This is a genomic window from Vibrio sp. YT-17 (assembly GCF_033337375.1).
GTDB lineage: Bacteria > Pseudomonadota > Gammaproteobacteria > Enterobacterales > Vibrionaceae > Vibrio > Vibrio alginolyticus.
The window spans coordinates 132,002-150,798 of sequence record NZ_JAWOQP010000001.1; the positions used below are offsets into that span (position 1 = coordinate 132,002).

Annotated in this window: 18 protein-coding genes; 7 read left to right on the plus strand and 11 right to left on the minus strand. The window is 45.3% G+C overall.

All coding sequences use genetic code 11. The features are described 5' to 3' along the window. Positions 1–22: 22 nt before the first annotated feature. Genes R7F67_RS00550 through R7F67_RS00565 form a run of 4 tightly spaced genes read left to right on the plus strand, consistent with a single transcriptional unit; the run spans position 23 to position 3,473 of the window. On the plus strand, positions 23–1,834 hold the full coding sequence (locus R7F67_RS00550; RefSeq protein WP_005372905.1) for a penicillin-binding protein activator: 1,812 nt from the start codon (positions 23–25) through the stop codon (positions 1,832–1,834). Continuing rightward, on the plus strand, positions 1,821–2,189 hold the full coding sequence (locus R7F67_RS00555; protein ID WP_005372903.1) for a YraN family protein: 369 nt from the start codon (positions 1,821–1,823) through the stop codon (positions 2,187–2,189). Before R7F67_RS00550 ends, R7F67_RS00555 begins: the two co-directional genes overlap by 14 nt. Before the next feature lie 3 nt (positions 2,190–2,192). Further along, a complete protein-coding gene (locus R7F67_RS00560; RefSeq protein ID WP_005372901.1) occupies positions 2,193–2,783 on the plus strand; it encodes a phosphoheptose isomerase in 591 nt (196 codons plus the stop codon). Positions 2,784–2,804: 21 nt separating this feature from the next. Next, positions 2,805–3,473 (plus strand): BON domain-containing protein, encoded by a 669-nt coding sequence (locus R7F67_RS00565; protein ID WP_017633609.1) that lies wholly within the window; start codon positions 2,805–2,807, stop codon positions 3,471–3,473. A gap of 71 nt (positions 3,474–3,544) precedes the next feature. On the opposite strand, the gene sspB is transcribed toward R7F67_RS00565, so the two are convergent. From sspB to zapE, 8 genes are all read right to left on the minus strand, one after another. Further along, entirely contained in the window at positions 3,545–4,030 is a 486-nt protein-coding gene (gene sspB, locus R7F67_RS00570; protein WP_005387408.1) for a ClpXP protease specificity-enhancing factor, read from the minus strand. A 17-nt stretch (positions 4,031–4,047) separates the two neighbouring features. Next, the gene (sspA, locus tag R7F67_RS00575) at positions 4,048–4,683 is read right to left on the minus strand and encodes a stringent starvation protein SspA (protein ID WP_005372897.1); all 636 of its coding nucleotides are present in this window, start codon (positions 4,681–4,683) and stop codon (positions 4,048–4,050) included. Between the two features lie 96 nt (positions 4,684–4,779). Further along, the gene (locus R7F67_RS00580) at positions 4,780–5,517 is read right to left on the minus strand and encodes a cytochrome c1 (RefSeq protein ID WP_017633608.1); all 738 of its coding nucleotides are present in this window, start codon (positions 5,515–5,517) and stop codon (positions 4,780–4,782) included. After that, a complete protein-coding gene (locus R7F67_RS00585) occupies positions 5,514–6,779 on the minus strand; it encodes a cytochrome b (protein ID WP_005372880.1) in 1,266 nt (421 codons plus the stop codon). Before R7F67_RS00585 ends, R7F67_RS00580 begins: the two co-directional genes overlap by 4 nt. After that, positions 6,779–7,369 (minus strand): ubiquinol-cytochrome c reductase iron-sulfur subunit, encoded by a 591-nt coding sequence (gene petA, locus R7F67_RS00590; RefSeq protein WP_005372877.1) that lies wholly within the window; start codon positions 7,367–7,369, stop codon positions 6,779–6,781. The genes R7F67_RS00585 and petA overlap by 1 nt, the downstream gene beginning before the upstream one ends. A gap of 693 nt (positions 7,370–8,062) precedes the next feature. Next, positions 8,063–8,455, minus strand: a complete 393-nt coding sequence (gene rpsI / locus R7F67_RS00595; RefSeq protein ID WP_005372876.1) for a 30S ribosomal protein S9 — start codon at positions 8,453–8,455, stop codon at positions 8,063–8,065. Between the two features lie 15 nt (positions 8,456–8,470). After that, positions 8,471–8,899 (minus strand): 50S ribosomal protein L13, encoded by a 429-nt coding sequence (gene rplM / locus R7F67_RS00600; RefSeq protein ID WP_005372872.1) that lies wholly within the window; start codon positions 8,897–8,899, stop codon positions 8,471–8,473. A 251-nt stretch (positions 8,900–9,150) separates the two neighbouring features. Continuing rightward, on the minus strand, positions 9,151–10,254 hold the full coding sequence (zapE, locus tag R7F67_RS00605; protein ID WP_005387411.1) for a cell division protein ZapE: 1,104 nt from the start codon (positions 10,252–10,254) through the stop codon (positions 9,151–9,153). Positions 10,255–10,449: 195 nt separating this feature from the next. Here zapE and zapG point away from each other — a divergent pair, with 195 nt between their 5' ends. The 3 genes from zapG (at position 10,450) to degS (ending at position 13,716) form a co-directional block, all read left to right on the plus strand. Next, positions 10,450–10,893, plus strand: a complete 444-nt coding sequence (gene zapG, locus R7F67_RS00610) for a Z-ring associated protein ZapG (protein ID WP_005379861.1) — start codon at positions 10,450–10,452, stop codon at positions 10,891–10,893. 200 nt (positions 10,894–11,093) lie between these two features. Further along, complete coding sequence (locus R7F67_RS00615; protein WP_025768400.1) at positions 11,094–12,461, plus strand: Do family serine endopeptidase; 1,368 nt, start codon at positions 11,094–11,096, stop codon at positions 12,459–12,461. Positions 12,462–12,651: 190 nt separating this feature from the next. Then, complete coding sequence (gene degS / locus R7F67_RS00620; protein WP_031779031.1) at positions 12,652–13,716, plus strand: outer membrane-stress sensor serine endopeptidase DegS; 1,065 nt, start codon at positions 12,652–12,654, stop codon at positions 13,714–13,716. A 37-nt stretch (positions 13,717–13,753) separates the two neighbouring features. On the opposite strand, the gene parC is transcribed toward degS, so the two are convergent. From parC to yqiA, 3 genes are all read right to left on the minus strand, one after another. Then, positions 13,754–16,039, minus strand: a complete 2,286-nt coding sequence (gene parC / locus R7F67_RS00625; protein WP_005379870.1) for a DNA topoisomerase IV subunit A — start codon at positions 16,037–16,039, stop codon at positions 13,754–13,756. Positions 16,040–16,042: 3 nt separating this feature from the next. Beyond that, positions 16,043–17,923: a DNA topoisomerase IV subunit B gene (gene parE / locus R7F67_RS00630; RefSeq protein WP_005379872.1), complete on the minus strand. Its 1,881-nt coding sequence runs from the start codon at positions 17,921–17,923 to the stop codon at positions 16,043–16,045. 249 nt (positions 17,924–18,172) lie between these two features. Next, a complete protein-coding gene (gene yqiA, locus R7F67_RS00635; protein WP_005379875.1) occupies positions 18,173–18,757 on the minus strand; it encodes an esterase YqiA in 585 nt (194 codons plus the stop codon). Positions 18,758–18,797: the final 40 nt, after the last annotated feature.

An 18,797-nucleotide genomic window follows, 5' to 3' on the forward strand; every position in this document is an offset into this window, starting at 1 on the left:
AAATTATAGAGAACTCACGGCAATGATTAACCATAAGAGACTCAGTGTACCACGCATACTTACTCCTGTTGCACTAGCAATTACGCTCGCCGCCTGTTCTTCAGGTCCAAGACAGCCTGATGGCGTTGATGTAACACTTGAGCCTACTCAGTCTGTTCAGAACTATATGATCCAAGCTGATAGCACGGAAGGCAGTTTACAAAATGACTGGTTGATCATGGCAACCAAAGCCGCGATTCAAGCAAACCAGTTTGATCAAGCAGAAATGTTGATCAAGCGCCTGGCTCGTCAACAGTTAACCGAAGTTCAGCAAGCAGAGTGGCAACTAGCGCGTGCGACCATACAGCAAAAACAGGGTAATTACTCTCAGTTGCTGCAATTGTTGAATTTTAAACCTTGGTGGAAGTTGCCAAATGAGCAATGGAAAGACTATTACTTGATGCGTGCCGACGCTTATCAAGGTCTTAACCAAGCGTTTGAGGCAAACCGCCAACTGGTTGCATTTGGCCAATATGCATCGTCCGCGGAGCAGAGAGAGATTTCTAGCCGTATTTGGATGAACTTTGGCAGCTACTCCGAGTACGAACTGACCTCATTAGAAACAGAGCCAAATGAAGATGTTTTGGATGGTTGGCTACAACTCGCTATTTATGCGAAAACGCTGTCGGGCAACTTATCCCAACTAAAAAATACCCTAGAACGCTGGTTAAACGAGAACCCATCGCACCCAGCCGCTATCTACACACCAGAAGAGATTCAAAACATTCTCTCTCTAGACATCGTTAAACCAAACAACACCGCTTTGTTACTGCCACTTACTGGTAAGTTCTCGCCACAAGCGCAATTAATTCGTGATGGTTTTGTGTTTGCGATGATGAATGATCGTAACCGTGATCCAAGCGCTACCCTCACGGTAATCGACACTAATGCGTATAACGCCGACCAAATTAAACAACGTTTGATCAATGAAAACATCGACTTTGTTGTTGGTCCCCTAGAAAAAGAAAACGTTGAGCTATTGCACACAACCATGGATGGCTCAGAAAATGGTCCTACGATTCCAGCCCTTGCGCTAAATATTCCCGAAGATGTGCAACCAGATAGCAATATTTGCTACTTGGCATTATCACCAGAACAAGAAGCCGCACAGGCAGCGAAACACTTGTTCAGCGAAGGCTATAACTTCCCTCTGATTCTGGCACCAAAGGGCAGCTTTGGTGAGCGCGTAACTGAAGCGTTCAACAAAGAATGGCGCAAGTACAGCTCTAATAAAGTCGCAGCAAGTTATTTTGGCGACAAGCGCCAACTTCAAAAAGACATCAATGAAGTATTTGGTCTGCAAGAAAGCAAACAACGCATTGCTCAGATGCAATCATTAATGCGTATCAAGCTTGAAACACAGCCACGTAGCCGTCGTGATGTCGATGCGGTTTATATTGTTGCTAGAAGCACGGAACTGACTTTGATCAAGCCGTTTATTGAGGTAGCGATTAACCCAGACGCCAAAGCGCCACAAATTTTCTCTAGCTCGCGTAGCAACAGTGGCGGCGCGACTTACGAAGATCTAACAGGCATCATCTACAGCGATATTCCATTACTGATTGACCCAGACCCTAGCGTGACCGCTGAAATGAACGAGCTGTGGTCAGAGCAATCTAACATGGAAAAACGTTTGAAAGCACTGGGTATGGATGCGTATAAATTGATTGGGGAGCTGCCACAAATGAAGGTCGTTCCGGGCTACTCAGTTGGCGGCCAAACCGGTATTTTAAGTATCGACAATAATTGTGTTGTACAGCGTGAGCTAAGCTGGGCTGAGCGTGGGGCTCTTTAGCAAGCGCCAAATCGGAAATCAATATGAAGCTCTGGCGAAGCAATATTTACAACGCCAGGGCTTAAACTTTATTGAACAAAATTTTCTGACTAAGGTCGGTGAGATTGATTTAATCTTCCAACAAGGTGAAACTATTGTGTTTGTTGAAGTCAAATACCGTAAGAACAATCACTTTGGCTCGGCAGCAGAAATGGTGACGCACGCTAAAATGCGCAAGCTAGTCAAAACCGCACAAGTTTGGCTTAGCCAACAAAAGCGCTTAAAACACAATATCGATTATCGATTTGATGTCATCGCCATTCATGATAATGGGCGAGATATCAACTGGATAGAAAACGCAATCTCTGAAGGATAAGCGATGCTAGACAGCATTAAAGACAGCTTTACAGAAAGTATTCAAATTCAAATCGCAGCAGCAGAGGCGCTGCCTGATGCCATTACTCATGCAGCTCAAGCGATGGTGTCGAGCCTGCTTAATGGCAATAAAATTTTATGTTGTGGTAATGGCGGCAGTGCTTCAAACGCTCAACAATTTGTTTCTTGTCTTTTAAACCGTTTTGAAACTGAGCGCCCTAGCCTACCAGCAATGGCCTTAACCGCCGATAATACCACCCTAACCGCAGTGGCCAACGATTACCACTACCAGGAAATCTTCTCAAAACAGGTACGAGCGTTTGGTCAACCAGGCGACATTTTGCTTGCCATGTCGACTAGCGGTAACAGTAAAAATATTATCAAAGCGATGGAAGCAGCCGTAACTCGAGACATGACGATTATCGCGCTAACAGGAAAAGATGGCGGAGAGATGGCAGGACTACTCGGTGAGAACGACGTCGAAATTCGTATTCCATCACACCGCACTGCACGTATTCACGAAGTACATATGGTAACACTCCATTGTCTTTGTGATCTTATTGACCAGGTGCTTTTCCCTGCTCACGAAGAGTAACCAAGACTGAGAGTCAGAATTATGATACGTAGCCTCGTTATCTTATTAACAGCATTGAGTTTAAGTGGTTGCGCAGGTTTGTTTATCGCAGGTGCAGCAACCACAGCGAATATTGTCACGGACACACGCACGACAAAACAAATCTGGCAGGACAATAACATCGAATTCGAAGTTGCGGCGATCGGCAATAAAGCACCATTTAAAGGTGAAGTTCGTGTCGTTGCCAGTTCATATAATGGGACTGTAGTCCTTATGGGACAAGCTCCGACACAAGACCTTATCCTTGCTTTAGAGCGAAGGGCTCGAGAAGTTAGTGGTGTAAAAGTCATACACAATCAAATCAAACAAAAAGAGCCACTCACTGTTACCCAGATTAGCAATGACAGCTGGATCACAACCAAAGTAAAGTCAGCTTTGCTTACTGATTCTGAGCTTAATGGTGTTAAGGTTAAAGTGATCACCGAAGATGGCGATGTTTTTCTGTTTGGTTATGTCACACCAGAGCAAGGCGATCGAGCGACAGAAATCGCACGTAATATCTCAGGCGTAAAACAAGTCATTAAAGGGTTCCAATACGGCGAAATGGAGCCTGTTGAAGTGGACTTACCGAGTGACGGTGTACAAACAATAGAAAGTGAGGCAAGCACAGAAAGTGAAGAGAACGTCGAAGTCTTTACGATTAGTGAGTAATTTCCAAAGTCTGGCTTGAAATCATCTTCAACAAGTTAAAAAGAAAAAAGCAGCGTTACGCTGCTTTTTTATTATTTAATCACTCTTAAGCTTGGTTTGCCTTTTGGTCGAGGAGCATCGTCCTCTTCGGCATCTGAATCAGAAACTAACTCAGAAGGCTCATCGCTAACCGTTGTGAACGATGGGGATGATTCTTCCTCGGTCATCGCTTCTTCTTCGATGTGAGTGTACGCTTCTTCTGGTTCAAACATAGTACCAGCACCATTCTCACGTGCATAAATAGCTTGAACAGCATACACAGGCACAATCACTGAGTGCGGACGACCGCTAAAGCGAGCATGGAAGGTAATCGCATCATTACCTAACTCAAGATTACCCACTGCACGTGGCGCAATATTCAAAATAATTTGACCATCTTGAATAAATTCAACCGGGACACGCACCCCTGGCATTGTTGCATCCACAACCAAGTGAGGAGTCAAGTCATTGTCTACTAACCAGTCGTAAAATGCGCGAAGCATATACGGGCGGCGAGCAGTCATTTTTGCAATATCCATAACGTGTTTCAAATCGCTTAGCGAACTAGGCGCATTTCACGTTCAGCTTCAGTCAAAGAAGCAAGGAACGAATCACGTTCAAATACGCGGTTCATGTATACCTTGATTTCTTTTGAACCAGGGCCAACAAGATCGATACCAAGTTGAGGCAAACGCCACAATAGTGGAGCTAAGTAACAATCGATCAAGCTGAATTCTTCGCTCATGAAGTACTCATATTCAGCAAAAATTGGCGCTAACGTCAGAAGATCATTACGCAGCTTTGTGCGTGCTTTTTCTGATTCTTCCGCATTACCTTTCATCACTTTTTCAGCGAGTGAATACCAGTTGCGTTCGATACGGTACATCATCAAGCGGCTGTTGCCACGAGCAACAGGGTAAACCGGCATTAGAGGTGGATGAGGGAAACGCTCGTCCAAGTACTCCATGATGATTTTTGAATCGTAAAGAGCTAGCTCACGGTCAACAAGAGTTGGCACTGATTTATATGGGTTTAGCTCAACAAGCTCAGCAGGAAGGTTTGCTTCGTCAACAAGCTCAACTTCAACACTTACACCTTTTTCAGCTAGTACAATGCGAACCTGATGGCTATACAAATCTGATGCACTTGAGAAAAGAGTCATCACAGAACGTTTATTGGCAGCTACAGCCATGGAGCCCTCCAGTACACTTACAAATAAAAACAATGGAGGCTAAGCCTCCATTGTACATCAATTAAAATTGGGAATTAGCACGGTATTTTAGCACAATTAATGCACATCGCGCCAATACTCTTTCTTGAGCATCACGACAACGATGGTTAGAAGCACTAAGAAGCCCATTACCCACCAGCCTAGAGCGTGACGCTCAAGCTGCACTGGGTCACCTGAATAAACTAAGAAGTTAACGAGATCGCCAACCGCTTTGTCATATTCGCCTTCACTCAGCTCACCCGTGCCATCGGTTTCAGTACCAACAACAACTTGTACTTCTTCGCCATCTACGATTTTCGTATCGTAAATAGGCGTCGGGATGCCCTGTAGCTCTTCAAGCACATGCGGCATACCAACACTCGGGAAGACGATGTTGTTCACGCCGAATGGGCGAGATGGATCAACATAGAAAGAGCGTAAGTAAGTGTATAACCAATCAGCACCACGAACTCGTGCAACCAACGTAAGATCTGGTGGTGGAGCACCAAACCAGTTTGCCGCTTGCTTCGGTGGCATAGCATTGACCATTAGATCACCGATTTTCGCTTCAGGATTGAAAATCAGGTTTTCTTTCATTAAGTCTGTTGGAATTTCCAAGTCTGTTGCTACACGCTCGTAACGCTGGTATTGCGTAGAGTGACAAGCAAAACAGTAGTTCATGAATAACTTCGCGCCGTTTTGTAGCGAAGCTTTATCCGTAAGGTCAACATTCGCTTTATCCAGCGGAACACTGGCCCCAGCTGCCATCGCTAGTGATGGCAACATAGCAAATAGAATTACAATCCACTTCTTCATTTGAATGTCACCCTCTCTGGTAATGGTTTGGTTGCTTCATTTTTGCTGTAGAAGAACAGCAACACAAAGAACATGAAGTAACACAAGCTAAAGATCTGAGATAGTAGTGTGTACGTTGGTGTCGCAGGTAACGCACCTAAAATACCCAGAGCGATAAAGGCGATGGTGAACTGTACAATATTCAATAGATGAAGTTTGCTACGGTAACGGTATGAACGAACTTTACAACGATCCAACCAAGGTAGAACAAACAGCACTGCAATTGACGCGCCCATTAGGATAACACCTAATAGTTTGTCTGGAACCGCACGTAAGATTGCGTAGAACGGCGTGAAGTACCATACCGGAGCAATATGCTCTGGTGTCTTCAGTGGGTTTGCAGCTTCAAAGTTAGGCGGCTCAAGGAAGTACCCACCCATTTCTGGGTTAAAGAACAGCACGTAACAGAAGAAGAACAAGAAACCAGCAACACCGACCAAGTCCTTAACCGTGCCGTACGGATGGAAAGGAATCGAATCAATGATGTCATATTTCTTCGTGTAGTAATCGTGGAACTTGAATTGCGTTTTGTAATCGTCGCCCATTGAGCCTTTTGGCAGCTTAGTTTCGATACCATCCGGGTTGTTTGAGCCTACTTCGTGCAGCGCCAATACGTGCAGAACAACAAGAAGAAGCAAAACGATAGGCAGTGCAATAACGTGTAGTGCAAAGAAACGGTTTAGCGTTGCACCAGAGATGATGTAGTCACCACGAATCCAAAGCGTTAGGTCATCACCGATAACAGGAATAGCACCAAACAGGGAAATGATTACCTGCGCACCCCAGTATGACATCTGACCCCATGGAAGTAGGTAACCCATGAACGCTTCAGCCATGAGAACTAAGAAGATCAACATACCGAAGATCCACAACAGTTCACGAGGTTTTTGGTATGAACCGTAGATCAAACCACGGAACATGTGAAGATACACAACAACGAAAAACGCTGACGCGCCAGTGGAATGCATGTAACGCAGAAGCCAACCGTACTCTACATCACGCATAATGTATTCGATGGACGCAAATGCACCGTCACCTGAAGGAACATAGTTCATCGTTAGCCAAATACCCGTTAGGATTTGGTTAACAAGAACCAGCATCGCCAGAGAACCGAAAAGGTACCAAAAGTTGAAGTTCTTAGGCATTGGGTATTCAGACAAATGCTTTTTATAAGCATTCATTGCAGGAATACGCTTTTCAACCCAATCTAACATTGCTTGCATTATGCATCTCCCTCATCAACACCCACAATGAGCTTGGTATCGCTCAAATACATGTGCTTAGGAACGACAAGGTTCAACGGAGCAGGTACTCCTTGGAACACTCGACCAGCCATGTCGAACTTAGAACCATGACAAGGACAGAAGAAGCCAGATCTTACGCCCTGCACCTGCTCTGAGAAAGAGTCAGGTAGATAGGTTGGTGAACAACCTAAGTGGGTACAGAAACCAACTGCGACGAAAAACTCTTCCTTAATCGAACGAAACTCATTCTGAGCGTACTCAGGCTGCTGCTCCATTTCAGATTGTGGATCGCGAAGCTTATCACCGATCGATTTTAAGTTATCCAGAACGCTTTGAGTGCGGCGAACAATCCATACAGGTTTTCCCTGCCACTCAACACGAACCAGCTGACCTGGTTCAATTTTACTTATATCCACTTCCACCGGTGCGCCCGCCGCTTTGGCTTTAGCACTCGGATTCCATGATTTGATAAAAGGCACGGCGACGGCGACTGCCCCTAACCCACCAACAACTGCCGTTGTAGCGGTTAGAAAACGCCTGCGACCGTTATTTAAAGGCGCGTTGCTCATCCAAACATTCTCCCATTTGCTCCCTTTGGATCGTTATTATTCCGCTTATAAGAGCATGGCTAACAAATAATGAATTTAGTTCTATTTATTGGAGGGAAATGATAAAGAAAACCCTACTTTTTGACAAGATAAAGCTACCTTTTTGTAACATTTGTGAGGCAAATCGCTCGCGTCGTCACAAAAGCGGCAGAATTATAAAAAATTGATGTGATTTGTAACAAGAAAGCACCACATAGAAGCCCCGCTGAAAGCGGATAAAACCTTTTATCTTGGTAGTTTTCAGTTAATTACACAGAGAAATATTTCGTATTACGCGTTCAGCTTGCTGTGTTTATATTTTCAATTTTGTAGCACGCAGAATGCTCAAAAAGGAGCGTAAGTCATTTTAAAACATGTTACAGGGAGAATAAGATACAAAGACATTCTTGCTGATGAATACATCTATGCTGCATCGCAAGAGAAAGCGTGGTGAGTCGCGATTAAATAAGGCACACATATAAAACGGCACTGACAACCTTTCGACGAAGAGGACGAATAAGAAGGCCTGCTCGGAGTGTGATGATAAGTGAAGGCTGTTCGTTGCTTGAAGACAAGTATGATGTCTTTAAATACAAAAAAGCCCGGCATAGAGCCGAGCTTTTGGTACACAGTTTCCAGAGTAACTCTGAAAGCATAATTCCCGATAAGAGGAAATTAACGCTTAGAGAACTGTGGACGACGACGTGCTTTACGTAGACCAACTTTCTTACGTTCAACGCAACGAGCGTCACGAGTAACGTAGCCAGCTGCGCGTAGAGCAGGACGTAGAGACTCATCGTATTCCATAAGCGCGCGAGTGATACCGTGACGGATAGCACCAGCTTGACCAGAAATACCGCCGCCTTTAACTGTTACGTAAAGGTCTAGCTTTTCAGTTAGTTCAACTAGCTCTAGAGGTTGTTGTACAACCATACGTGCTGTTGGACGACCGAAGTATTCGTCAAGGTTACGCTTGTTTACTACAATGTTACCGCTGCCTGGTTTAATGAAAACACGTGCAGCTGAGCTTTTGCGACGGCCAGTGCCGTAGTATTGATTCTCTGCCATTTTCGAAATCCCCAATTAGATGTCTAGTACTTGTGGTTGTTGAGCAACATGGTTGTGCTCAGCGCCCGCGTAAACTTTTAGCTTACGGTACATAGCACGGCCTAGAGGACCACGTGGAAGCATGCCTTTAACTGCAAGCTCAAGAGCCATCTCAGGTTTACGATCGATCAACTTTTCAAAAGTGATAGATTTTAGACCACCTGGGAATTCAGAGTGACGGTAGTACACTTTGTTCTTAGCTTTGTTACCAGTTACAGCAACTTTCTCAGCGTTGATAACGATGATGTAATCACCAGTGTCAACGTGAGGAGTGTATTCAGCTTTATGTTTGCCACGTAGGCGAGATGCAATTTCACTTGCTAGACGGCCAAGAGTTTTACCTTCAGCGTCTACAACGTACCAGTCGCGTTTTACAGTTTCTGGTTTAGCAACGAAAGTTTTCATGCTAACAATAACCCGTTAATTAAATTTTAAACTTTAAAGGAACACCCAATAGTGCTCCCACACTGTCTAAGAGCCCAGTCATCACCCCTTCGAGTCGTTGGTACTCTCGACCTTCAATTTCGAAATAACTTCGATAATCAGGTCTGCAGTAACGGTGGGTCGCAGGATTATAGAGAAGAGCGAAGAAAAAATCACCTTTTTTTGCGCCAAATCACTAATTTTTTCTTCACTTTTTTAAGAACCCATTGGATCTAGGCCAAATGTTCACGCGCGAGATACTCATGACTTTGCATCTCAGTAAGCCGAGACAAACAGCGCTTAAATTCGAACTCTAACTGCCCGTCAGTATATAAGTCGGCCATTGGCACTTCAGCAGAAATAATCAACTTAACATTGCGCTCGTAAAACTCATCGACCAGCGCGATAAAGCGTCTCGCCGCATCATCTATTTTTCGGTTCATTTGTTGAACATCTGCCAGTAATACAGTGTGGTAAATACGAGACAATTCAATGTAGTCATTTTGACTGCGAGCAGTTTGACACAACTGAGCAAACGACGCATGCAGCACCCCGTCACTTGCTTCAATCACCGCTAGTTGACGGTGGTTAACTTCGATTTGATGAGCAACAAACTGACGCTCTCCAGTCAGCTGCTGATAATATTTGTTAAGGTTTATGCTAGCCTGCTCATCAAGCGGGTAATGGTATATTTCAGCCTGTTCTAACGTTCTTAAGCGATAATCAACGCCACTATCGACATTCAACACTTCACAACGTGCCAAAATCATATCGATCGCGGGCAAAAAGCGCGCTCTTTGCAAACCGTTACGATATAAGTTCTGCGGCTCGATGTTTGAAGTCGCGACTAGGATCATCTGCCGCTTGAACATTTCTTGAAGTAACGTTGCAAGGATCATCGCATCAGTAATGTCGGAAACAAAAAATTCATCAAAGCAAACCACATCTGCTTCTTCTTTAAATTTATCCGCCACTTTTGATAGAGGATTTTCGACATCACCTAACAGCTTCAACTCATCATGTACTCGATACATAAATCGATGGAAGTGGACGCGCATTTTTCTTTGGGTCGGTAAAGCATCAAAAAATGCGTCCATAAGGTAGGTTTTACCGCGACCTACCCCACCCCAAAAGTAAAGGCCTTTTGGTGGTTCAGGCTTGTCGATTTTTTTCCCCATTAGCTTTTGCCATTTGGAAAGCTGAGGCACAGGCGCTGACTGAAATTCAACGATAGCATGGTAAAGCTTGTCTAATGCAACGACCGCTTGATACTGAGCTTCATCACGCTGAAACCCGTGTTCTGCTATGTCTTTTTGATATTGTTGTAGTGGTGTCATCGTATTAAGTCGTATAGAGGTATAGAGAAAAGGGTTACCTCGGGGTCAACTTTGAGAATAGAGAGAAGTAGTTATCAGTCCCCGAAGACATACTGCTATTTTTCTTTATCGGCTGTTCAAGCCATAGTAACATGGACGAGCACCGCGTGTAACTAAGTAGTAAAAGACTTGTTAAAACAACTATAAGGAGCAGTTATGCCTTGGATTTATGCCATTGTGGGTTTGCTGGTCGGTACAATCGTAGGCGTAGTCATTAGTAGACTAACCACCCCTGAATACAAGAAACAAAAGTCTGTGCAGAAAGAACTTGAAGCGGCCAAGTTTGAATTAGAGCAACAACGTCAAGAGCTCGTCGATCACTTTGCACAAACCGCAGAAATGTTGGACACCCTAGGTAAAGATTACACCAAGCTATACCAACATATGGCCAAGACCTCTTCTGAGCTTTTGCCAAACTTACCAGAACAAGACAACCCGTTTGATAAGAAAACGGCAATGTCGTCTGAAACCATTGCAGAAGATCAACCAGAGTTTAACGAACAACCAAAAGACTACGCTAATGGCGCCACCGGTCTTTTGAAGGATCAAGAGAAAGAAATCATTAATGCTCCCGAAGCGGTAACCGCAAAAGCATCATAATCCTCTCTTACTTCTATCTAGGGCCGATACATTTGTATCGGCCCTTTTTTGAACTTTTTCACCTCACCTTCGCTCTAACTTGGATGTGCACTGCCTCCCCTTTTGATTGTCCGAACTAGACCCTATATTAGTTATTAACAAAGTGAACTAACCGTTCGGATATTTCTTTTTGGCAGACATGTTTCAAGAGGAGTTATTGGATGAAAAAACCACTGCTTGCGCTCACCGTTCTATCTCTGAGTTTGGGGTCGATTATTGCCCCAGTTCAAGCCACTGCCGCATTACCTTTGAATGTGGATGGCCAACAGTTACCTAGCTTGGCACCAATGCTTGAGAAGGTGACCCCAGCTGTTGTGAGTATTGCTGTAGAAGGTAAACAAGTACAAACCAGCCGCATTCCCGAGCAATTTCAATTTTTCTTTGGCCCAGACTTTCCTATGGAACAAAGGCGAGAGCGCCCGTTCAGAGGTTTAGGGTCTGGTGTCATTATTGATGCGAAGAAAGGCCATATTGTCACTAACTACCATGTGATCAAGGGCGCAGATGAGATTCGAGTTCGCCTCTTTGACGGGCGCGAGTATGACGCTACGCTCGTTGGCGGTGATGAAATGGCCGATGTTGCGTTACTTAAATTAGAGAAAGCGAAAAACTTAACGCAGATTAAAGTCGCGGATTCCGACAAACTGCGTGTCGGTGACTTTACGGTTGCGATTGGTAACCCATTTGGGCTCGGTCAAACCGTAACTTCGGGTATTGTTTCAGCCCTTGGTCGTAGTGGCTTAAACGTTGAAAACTTCGAAAACTTCATCCAAACCGATGCCGCAATTAACAGCGGTAACTCTGGTGGTGCATTGGTCAACCTTAATGGTGAGCTGATCGGTATTAATACTGCAATTTTAGGCCCTAACGGCGGTAATGTGGGTATTGGCTTTGCGATTCCATCAAACATGATGAAAAACCTCACTGATCAAATTCTAGAGTTTGGTGAAGTCAAACGCGGCATGTTGGGTGTGCAAGGTGGCGAAGTAACCTCTGAGCTAGCTGATGCATTGGGTTACGAGTCGAGTAAAGGGGCCTTTATTGGTCAAGTCGTACCGGACAGCGCAGCCGATAAAGCAGGATTAAAAGCCGGTGACGTAATTGTATCGGTGAACGGCAAAGCGATTAATACTTTCTCAGAGCTCCGCGCAAAAGTGGCAACACTGGGCGCAGGTAAAGAAATCACATTAGGTGTGGTTCGAGATGGTAAGAATAAAACCTTTGATGTAACGCTTGGCGAATCTACGAATATGAAAGCTAAAGCGGAGACATTACATGAGGGACTCAAAGGGGCGGAATTAAGCAATACAACACCAAGTGATGTAATCCAAGGTGTTAAAGTATCGAGCGTTGCAGATAACTCTCCGGCTGCTCAATATCAATTACAACAAGGTGACATTATTATCGGTGTGAACCGTCAACGAGTGAAAAACCTTGCCGAGCTTCGTACAATCGTAGAGAAACACAAAGGTGTACTGGCTCTTAATATTCAACGTGGTGAGCGTACTATTTATCTTGTCATTCGTTAACCACTTTCAAAGTGATAGAAAATAAGGTTTTCGATGCATAGTACTGAGTGATAAGGCTCGATCACTTTTCCTTATCGCTCAATAACTAATGAAAAGGGCAACGCGATGACGCGCTGCCCTTTTGTTATTTTTCAATGTAATGCTATTCTTCATCTTCGATGCCATTTTGGCGCTCACGCATGGAGAGGATATGCTCAGCTTTTTATTACGTTCTGTCTTTTTAGGCTTGGCTACTGCCGCAGTGGTATTACTGGCGGTTCCATCTTTGCGCAAAAACGTAATTCCTGCCGCGCTTGATCCTCAACCTGTTAATATCGCATCAGTCGAGTTGACGTTTAATCAAGCGGTCCGAAGAGCAGCGCCTGCAGTGGTAAACATCTACAGTCGTAAGTATGTTGAGAATGATCGCAGTAAACTCTCGACTCAAGGCCTGGGGTCAGGTGTCATTGTTAGTGAGAAAGGCTACATCATTACTAACTATCATGTGGTTGCTCAAGCTGATCAAATTGTTGTGGCATTACAAGACGGCAGAGCCGCAGCGGCTCAGCTCGTAGGGACAGATAAACGTACTGATATAGCCGTGCTGCGTGTCGAAGGTTCGAATTTGCCCGTAATCCCTCTGAACTCTAATTACAAACCACAAGTGGGCGACGTAGTACTAGCCATCGGTAACCCATACAACCTTGGACAAACCACAACGTTCGGCATTATTTCTGCCACAGGTCGTTCATCTATTAGCGACGGTCGTCAAGCATTCATTCAAACCGATGCCGCCATCAATGAAGGTAACTCTGGTGGAGCCCTAGTGAACACACAAGGCGAGCTCGTCGGCATTAACACCGCCTCTTTTCAGCAAGCGACTGACTTAGAAACTTACGGTATTTCTTTTGCGATCCCTGCGCCGCTAGCGAGTAAGATCATGCAGAAAATCATCGCTGATGGCCGCGTGATTCGTGGTTATATTGGAATCGACGGCCAAGACATTAATGCGGTCACTGCTCGCCTACTTGGAAATGAACACATAGGTGGTATTGTCGTACTTGGTATTGATCCAAATGGTCCAGCCAATGCGGCAGGCTTCCAAAAGCAGGACATCATTATCAGCATTGATGGCAATAAAGTGCAAGGGCGTCAGAGCGTTATGGATATCGTCACCGATTTACGTCCTGGCACCACCGTGGACGTCGGTATCATTCGCAAAGGAAAAGAGATGACCTTGAAAGTCACCATTGCCGAAGACAAGCAAGAAGCATAAAAAATCCCAGCCATTGGCTGGGATTTTTATTTGTGCGTTACTCGCTATCGCTCGGTGTTTCCGTCGTATCGGAATCATCTAGCTCAACTTCAATGCGAGTGACTCGCTGCAAACCTCTCGGTAATAACCCACCTCGGCGACCACGTTCGCCACGGAAGTTATCAAGATCAGACGGTTTAAGACCCAACTTTCGCTTACCCGCGTACAGCGTTAACGATGCACCTTTTGGTAAAGACATTAAGTGAGATAGTACTTCTTCTCGCTCTTTTGCTTTAGCAGCAGGAATGTTGATGATCTTATTCCCTTTACCTTTCGCCAGTTGTGGCAAGTCTTTGATTGGGAACAGCAGCATGCGACCTTGGTTAGTGATTGCTAAGATTTCATCAGAGTCTAAATCTTCAATCTCTTTTGGCGTCATGATCTCAGAGTTGGCAGGTAAAGTGACGAGCGCTTTACCACTGCGGTTTTTAGACAGCAAGTCCGCGCCTTTACATACAAAGCCGTAACCTGCATCTGAGCCCACCAGCCACAGCTGCTCTTCTTCACTCATGATGACTTGGCGAATACTGCTACCAGCCGTAATATTCAAGCGACCGGTAATCGGCTCACCTTGACTACGAGCAGAAGGCAGTGAGTGCGATTCCAGAGAGTAACTTCGACCGTCACTACCTAGGAATACCGCAGGCTGATTACTCTTACCTCGAGCATGCGCTAAATACTTATCACCCGACTTATAGTTTAAGCCTTCGGCATCCACGTCATGGCCTTTCGCGTGACGAATCCAACCTTTCTCAGAAAGCACAACCGTGATTGGCTCACTTGGTACGAGGTCACGTTCAGTCAGCGCTTTTGCTTCTGCACGCTCAACCATTGGAGAGCGACGGTCATCACCGTATTTCTCTGCGTCTGCTTTGATTTCTTTTTTCAGTAGTGTGTTCAGACGACGCTCAGAACCGAGTAGCTGTTCTAGCTTCTCACGCTCTTTCTCTAGCTCGTCTTGCTCACCACGGATCTTCATCTCTTCTAGTTTTGCTAGATGACGAAGTTTGGTATCTAAAATTGCATCCGCTTGGATATCGGTAATACCAAAGCGTTCCATCAGCACCGCTTTTGGATCGTCTTCAGTACGGATGATCTCAATCACTTCATCTAGGTTGAGGTAAGCAACCAACAAACCTTCCAAGATGTGTAGACGAGCCATTACTTTGTCTAGGCGATGTTGTAGACGACGACGCACAGTCGTACGACGGAACTCGATCCACTCAGACAGAATTTGCACCAGACCTTTAACTTGAGGACGGTTATCCAAACCAATCATGTTCAAGTTAACGCGGTAACTGCGCTCAAGATCCGTTGATGCGAACAAGTGGTTCATCAACAAGTCACAATCGACGCGGTTTGACTTAGGCACCACAACGATACGCGTTGGGTTCTCGTGATCCGATTCGTCACGAAGATCGTCAACCATTGGCAGCTTCTTCGCACGCATCTGGTTAGCGATTTGCTCAAGCAGTTTGGCACCCGATACTTGGTGAGGCAAAGAAGTGATAACAATATCAGAACCTTCTTTATGCCAAACCGCGCGCATTTTGATGCTGCCACGACCGTTGCGGTAAATCTTCTCGATATCCGCTTGCGGCGAGATGATTTCTGCTTCTGTTGGGTAATCCGGACCTTTGACATACTGCATCACGTCCGGCAGTTCTGCTTTCGGGTTGTCGATCAAATGAATAGTCGCATCTGCGATTTCACGAACGTTGTGCGGTGGGATGTCTGTTGCCATACCAACGGCAATGCCGGTTACACCGTTAAGCAGGATGTGAGGCAGACGTGCTGGCAACATTTGTGGCTCTTTCATTGTGCCATCAAAGTTAGGTTGCCATTCAACCGTGCCCTGGCCAAGTTCGCCAAGCAATACTTCAGCAAACTTAGACAGTTTTGCTTCGGTATAACGCATTGCCGCAAATGATTTCGGATCATCTGGCGCACCCCAGTTACCTTGACCATCCACTAATGGATAGCGGTAAGAGAATGGCTGAGCCATCAATACCATCGCTTCGTAACACGCTGAATCACCGTGCGGATGGTATTTACCTAGCACGTCACCAACGGTACGTGCAGATTTTTTGTATTTTGCTGATGCAGAGAGACCAAGCTCTGACATCGCATAAATGATGCGTCGTTGAACCGGCTTTAAGCCATCACCAATGTATGGCAAGGCGCGGTCCATGATTACGTACATCGAGTAATTCAGATAAGCGTCTTCAGTGAACTTGCGCATTGGCAATTGTTCGACGCCATCGTAGGTAATTTCTGTAGACATCCGTTACACCTCTGCCAAGTCGCCGTTGTTTTGTAGCCAAGAACGACGGTCATCTGCACGCTTTTTACCTAGCAGCATGTCCATCATTTCCATGGTCGCCGTAGAGTCGTCAATGGTTAACTGCACTAAGCGACGCGTGTTCGGATCCATGGTGGTTTCACGCAACTGAAGTGGGTTCATCTCACCCAGACCTTTGAATCGTTGCACGTTGATTTTGGCTTTCTTCTTCGACAAGCGCTCTAAAATGCCATCTTTTTCATCATCATCGAGGGCGTAGAACACTTCTTTCCCGCAGTCGATTCGATACAGAGGCGGCATCGCCACATAGATATGACCCGCTTCCACTAGTGCGCGGAAGTGACGAGTAAATAGAGCACAAAGCAGCGTTGCGATGTGAAGACCATCCGAGTCCGCATCGGCAAGGATACAGATCTTACCGTAACGAAGACTCTCGAGGTTGTCGCTATCTGGGTCAATACCCAAAGCAACAGAGATATCGTGTACTTCTTGAGACGCAAGAACTTGATCGGCAGAGACTTCCCACGTGTTCAAGATCTTACCACGCAGTGGCATCACGGCTTGGAATTCACGGTCACGAGCCTGTTTTGCCGAGCCACCCGCAGAGTCACCCTCCACAAAGAAGATTTCCGTGCGACTTAAGTCCTGTGCAGAACAGTCGGTCAACTTGCCTGGCAATGCCGGGCCGGATGCCACTTTCTTACGTACGACTTTTTTCGCCGCTCGCATACGACGGTGCGCGTTAGCGATACAGACTTCTGCCAATTGCTCTGCGAGCTGAGGCTTTTCGTTCAACCAAAGACTGAACGCATCTTTTACAACGCCAGAGACAAATGCCGCGGTTTGACGAGAAGAGAGACGTTCCTTAGTCTGGCCTGCAAATTGTGGATCTTGAATTTTAACCGACAGCACGTAAGAACAGCGGTCGAAAACGTCATCACCCGTTAGCTTCACACCACGAGGTAATAGATTACGGAACTCACAGAATTCGCGCATCGCTTCCAACAAGCCTTGGCGTAAACCATTAACGTGCGTACCACCTTGAGCGGTTGGGATCAGGTTAACGTAGCTTTCGGTGATCATCTCACCGCCTTCTGGCTGCCAAATTACCGCCCAGTTTGCCGCTTCAGTATCCGCCAAGAACTCACCAGTAAATGGTTCTTCAGGAATAACTGGATAGCCTTTTACACCTTCCGCAAGATAGTCTTTCAAACCATCTTCGTAGTACCACTTATAGTCTTTGTCATTAACTTTGTCGGTTAATGTGATTTCTAAGCCCGGACACAAAACCGCTTTTGCGCGCAGGTTGTTGACTAATCGCGTCACAGAGAAGTTAGCCGAATCGAAGTACTTCGCATCAGGCCAGAAATGTACGCTGGTACCGCGATTGCGACGACCACATGTGCCAGTTACGGTCAGATCAGACACTTTCTCGCCGTGTTCAAATGCAATTTCATACACTTGACCATCACGACGAACTGTTACTTCAACGCGTTTTGACAACGCGTTTACTACAGATATACCTACCCCGTGCAAACCACCAGAGAATTGGTAGTTTTTGTTAGAGAACTTACCACCCGCATGTAGCTTACATAGAATTAGCTCTACGCCTGATACTTTCTCTTCTGGGTGGATATCAACAGGCATGCCTCGACCATCATCGATCACTTCGAGTGATTGGTCAGCATGTAGGATGACTTGTACTTTTGAGGCATGTCCGGCTAGCGCTTCATCGACACTGTTGTCGATAACTTCTTGGCCCAAATGGTTTGGGCGCGCTGTATCCGTATACATCCCTGGTCGGCGACGTACTGGCTCTAAGCCATTCAGTACTTCAATGGCACCAGCATTATATTGTTCAGTCATAATACGGAATTATTCTCAAAGTTTACTTGTTGCCTGAGTATCACCAATGGGCGTACCCATACTCAGGAAACGAAAAAGCCACCCTGTTCACATCACTAAGAGTTTGTAAACATGATGCATAACAAAGTAGCCAGGGTCCTCGACCCTTAAGATCTTTTGGCAAAACATAGTCGGAAAGCATACCGCCCATGTCAAGAAACGGTTGGATATATCAATAAAAACTATGAGCCTTTTCCAATCGCTTTCGAATTACAGTTCTAGAAATTCGATAATCTGTGCAGGATAACGCTCAAAGCCTACAAAACTGTGATCACCGCCTTGTTCTACTGTTTGCTTAGCGTCTGCAAACTTATCTACCGCTTGTCGATAGTCTAAAACCTCATCTTCTGTTTGTTGCAATAACCAAAAAGAATGTGGCGACGCGATGCTTTGTACATCAAGAGCTTTTAACTCGTCAATATGACAAGCTTCAAGTGTATAGGTTTCATGCGTATATGGGTTAGTTTGCTTACCCAAATAATCTACTAGCAACTCATAAGGCTTGACTGCGGGGTTAACCACTACCGCTTTAAACCCAAACTTGTCATTTAGCCACGTTGACATAAAACCGCCTAATGAGCTGCCCACTAGACCAATTTTATAGTCATCTTTATATTGCTCGATAATATCCAACAACATTTTCGCCGCTTGCTGAGGATAACAAGGTAACTGGGGAACAATCACCTTGATATCAGACCTATGTTGCTCGCAGTAGGCTCTCATCACATTCGCTTTCATGGAGAGTGGAGAGCTATTAAAGCCATGGATATAGAGAAGAAGTGAAGGTTTACTCATAGATATCTCGCACAAAAAAGCGAGCCCGAACAGAGAGCTC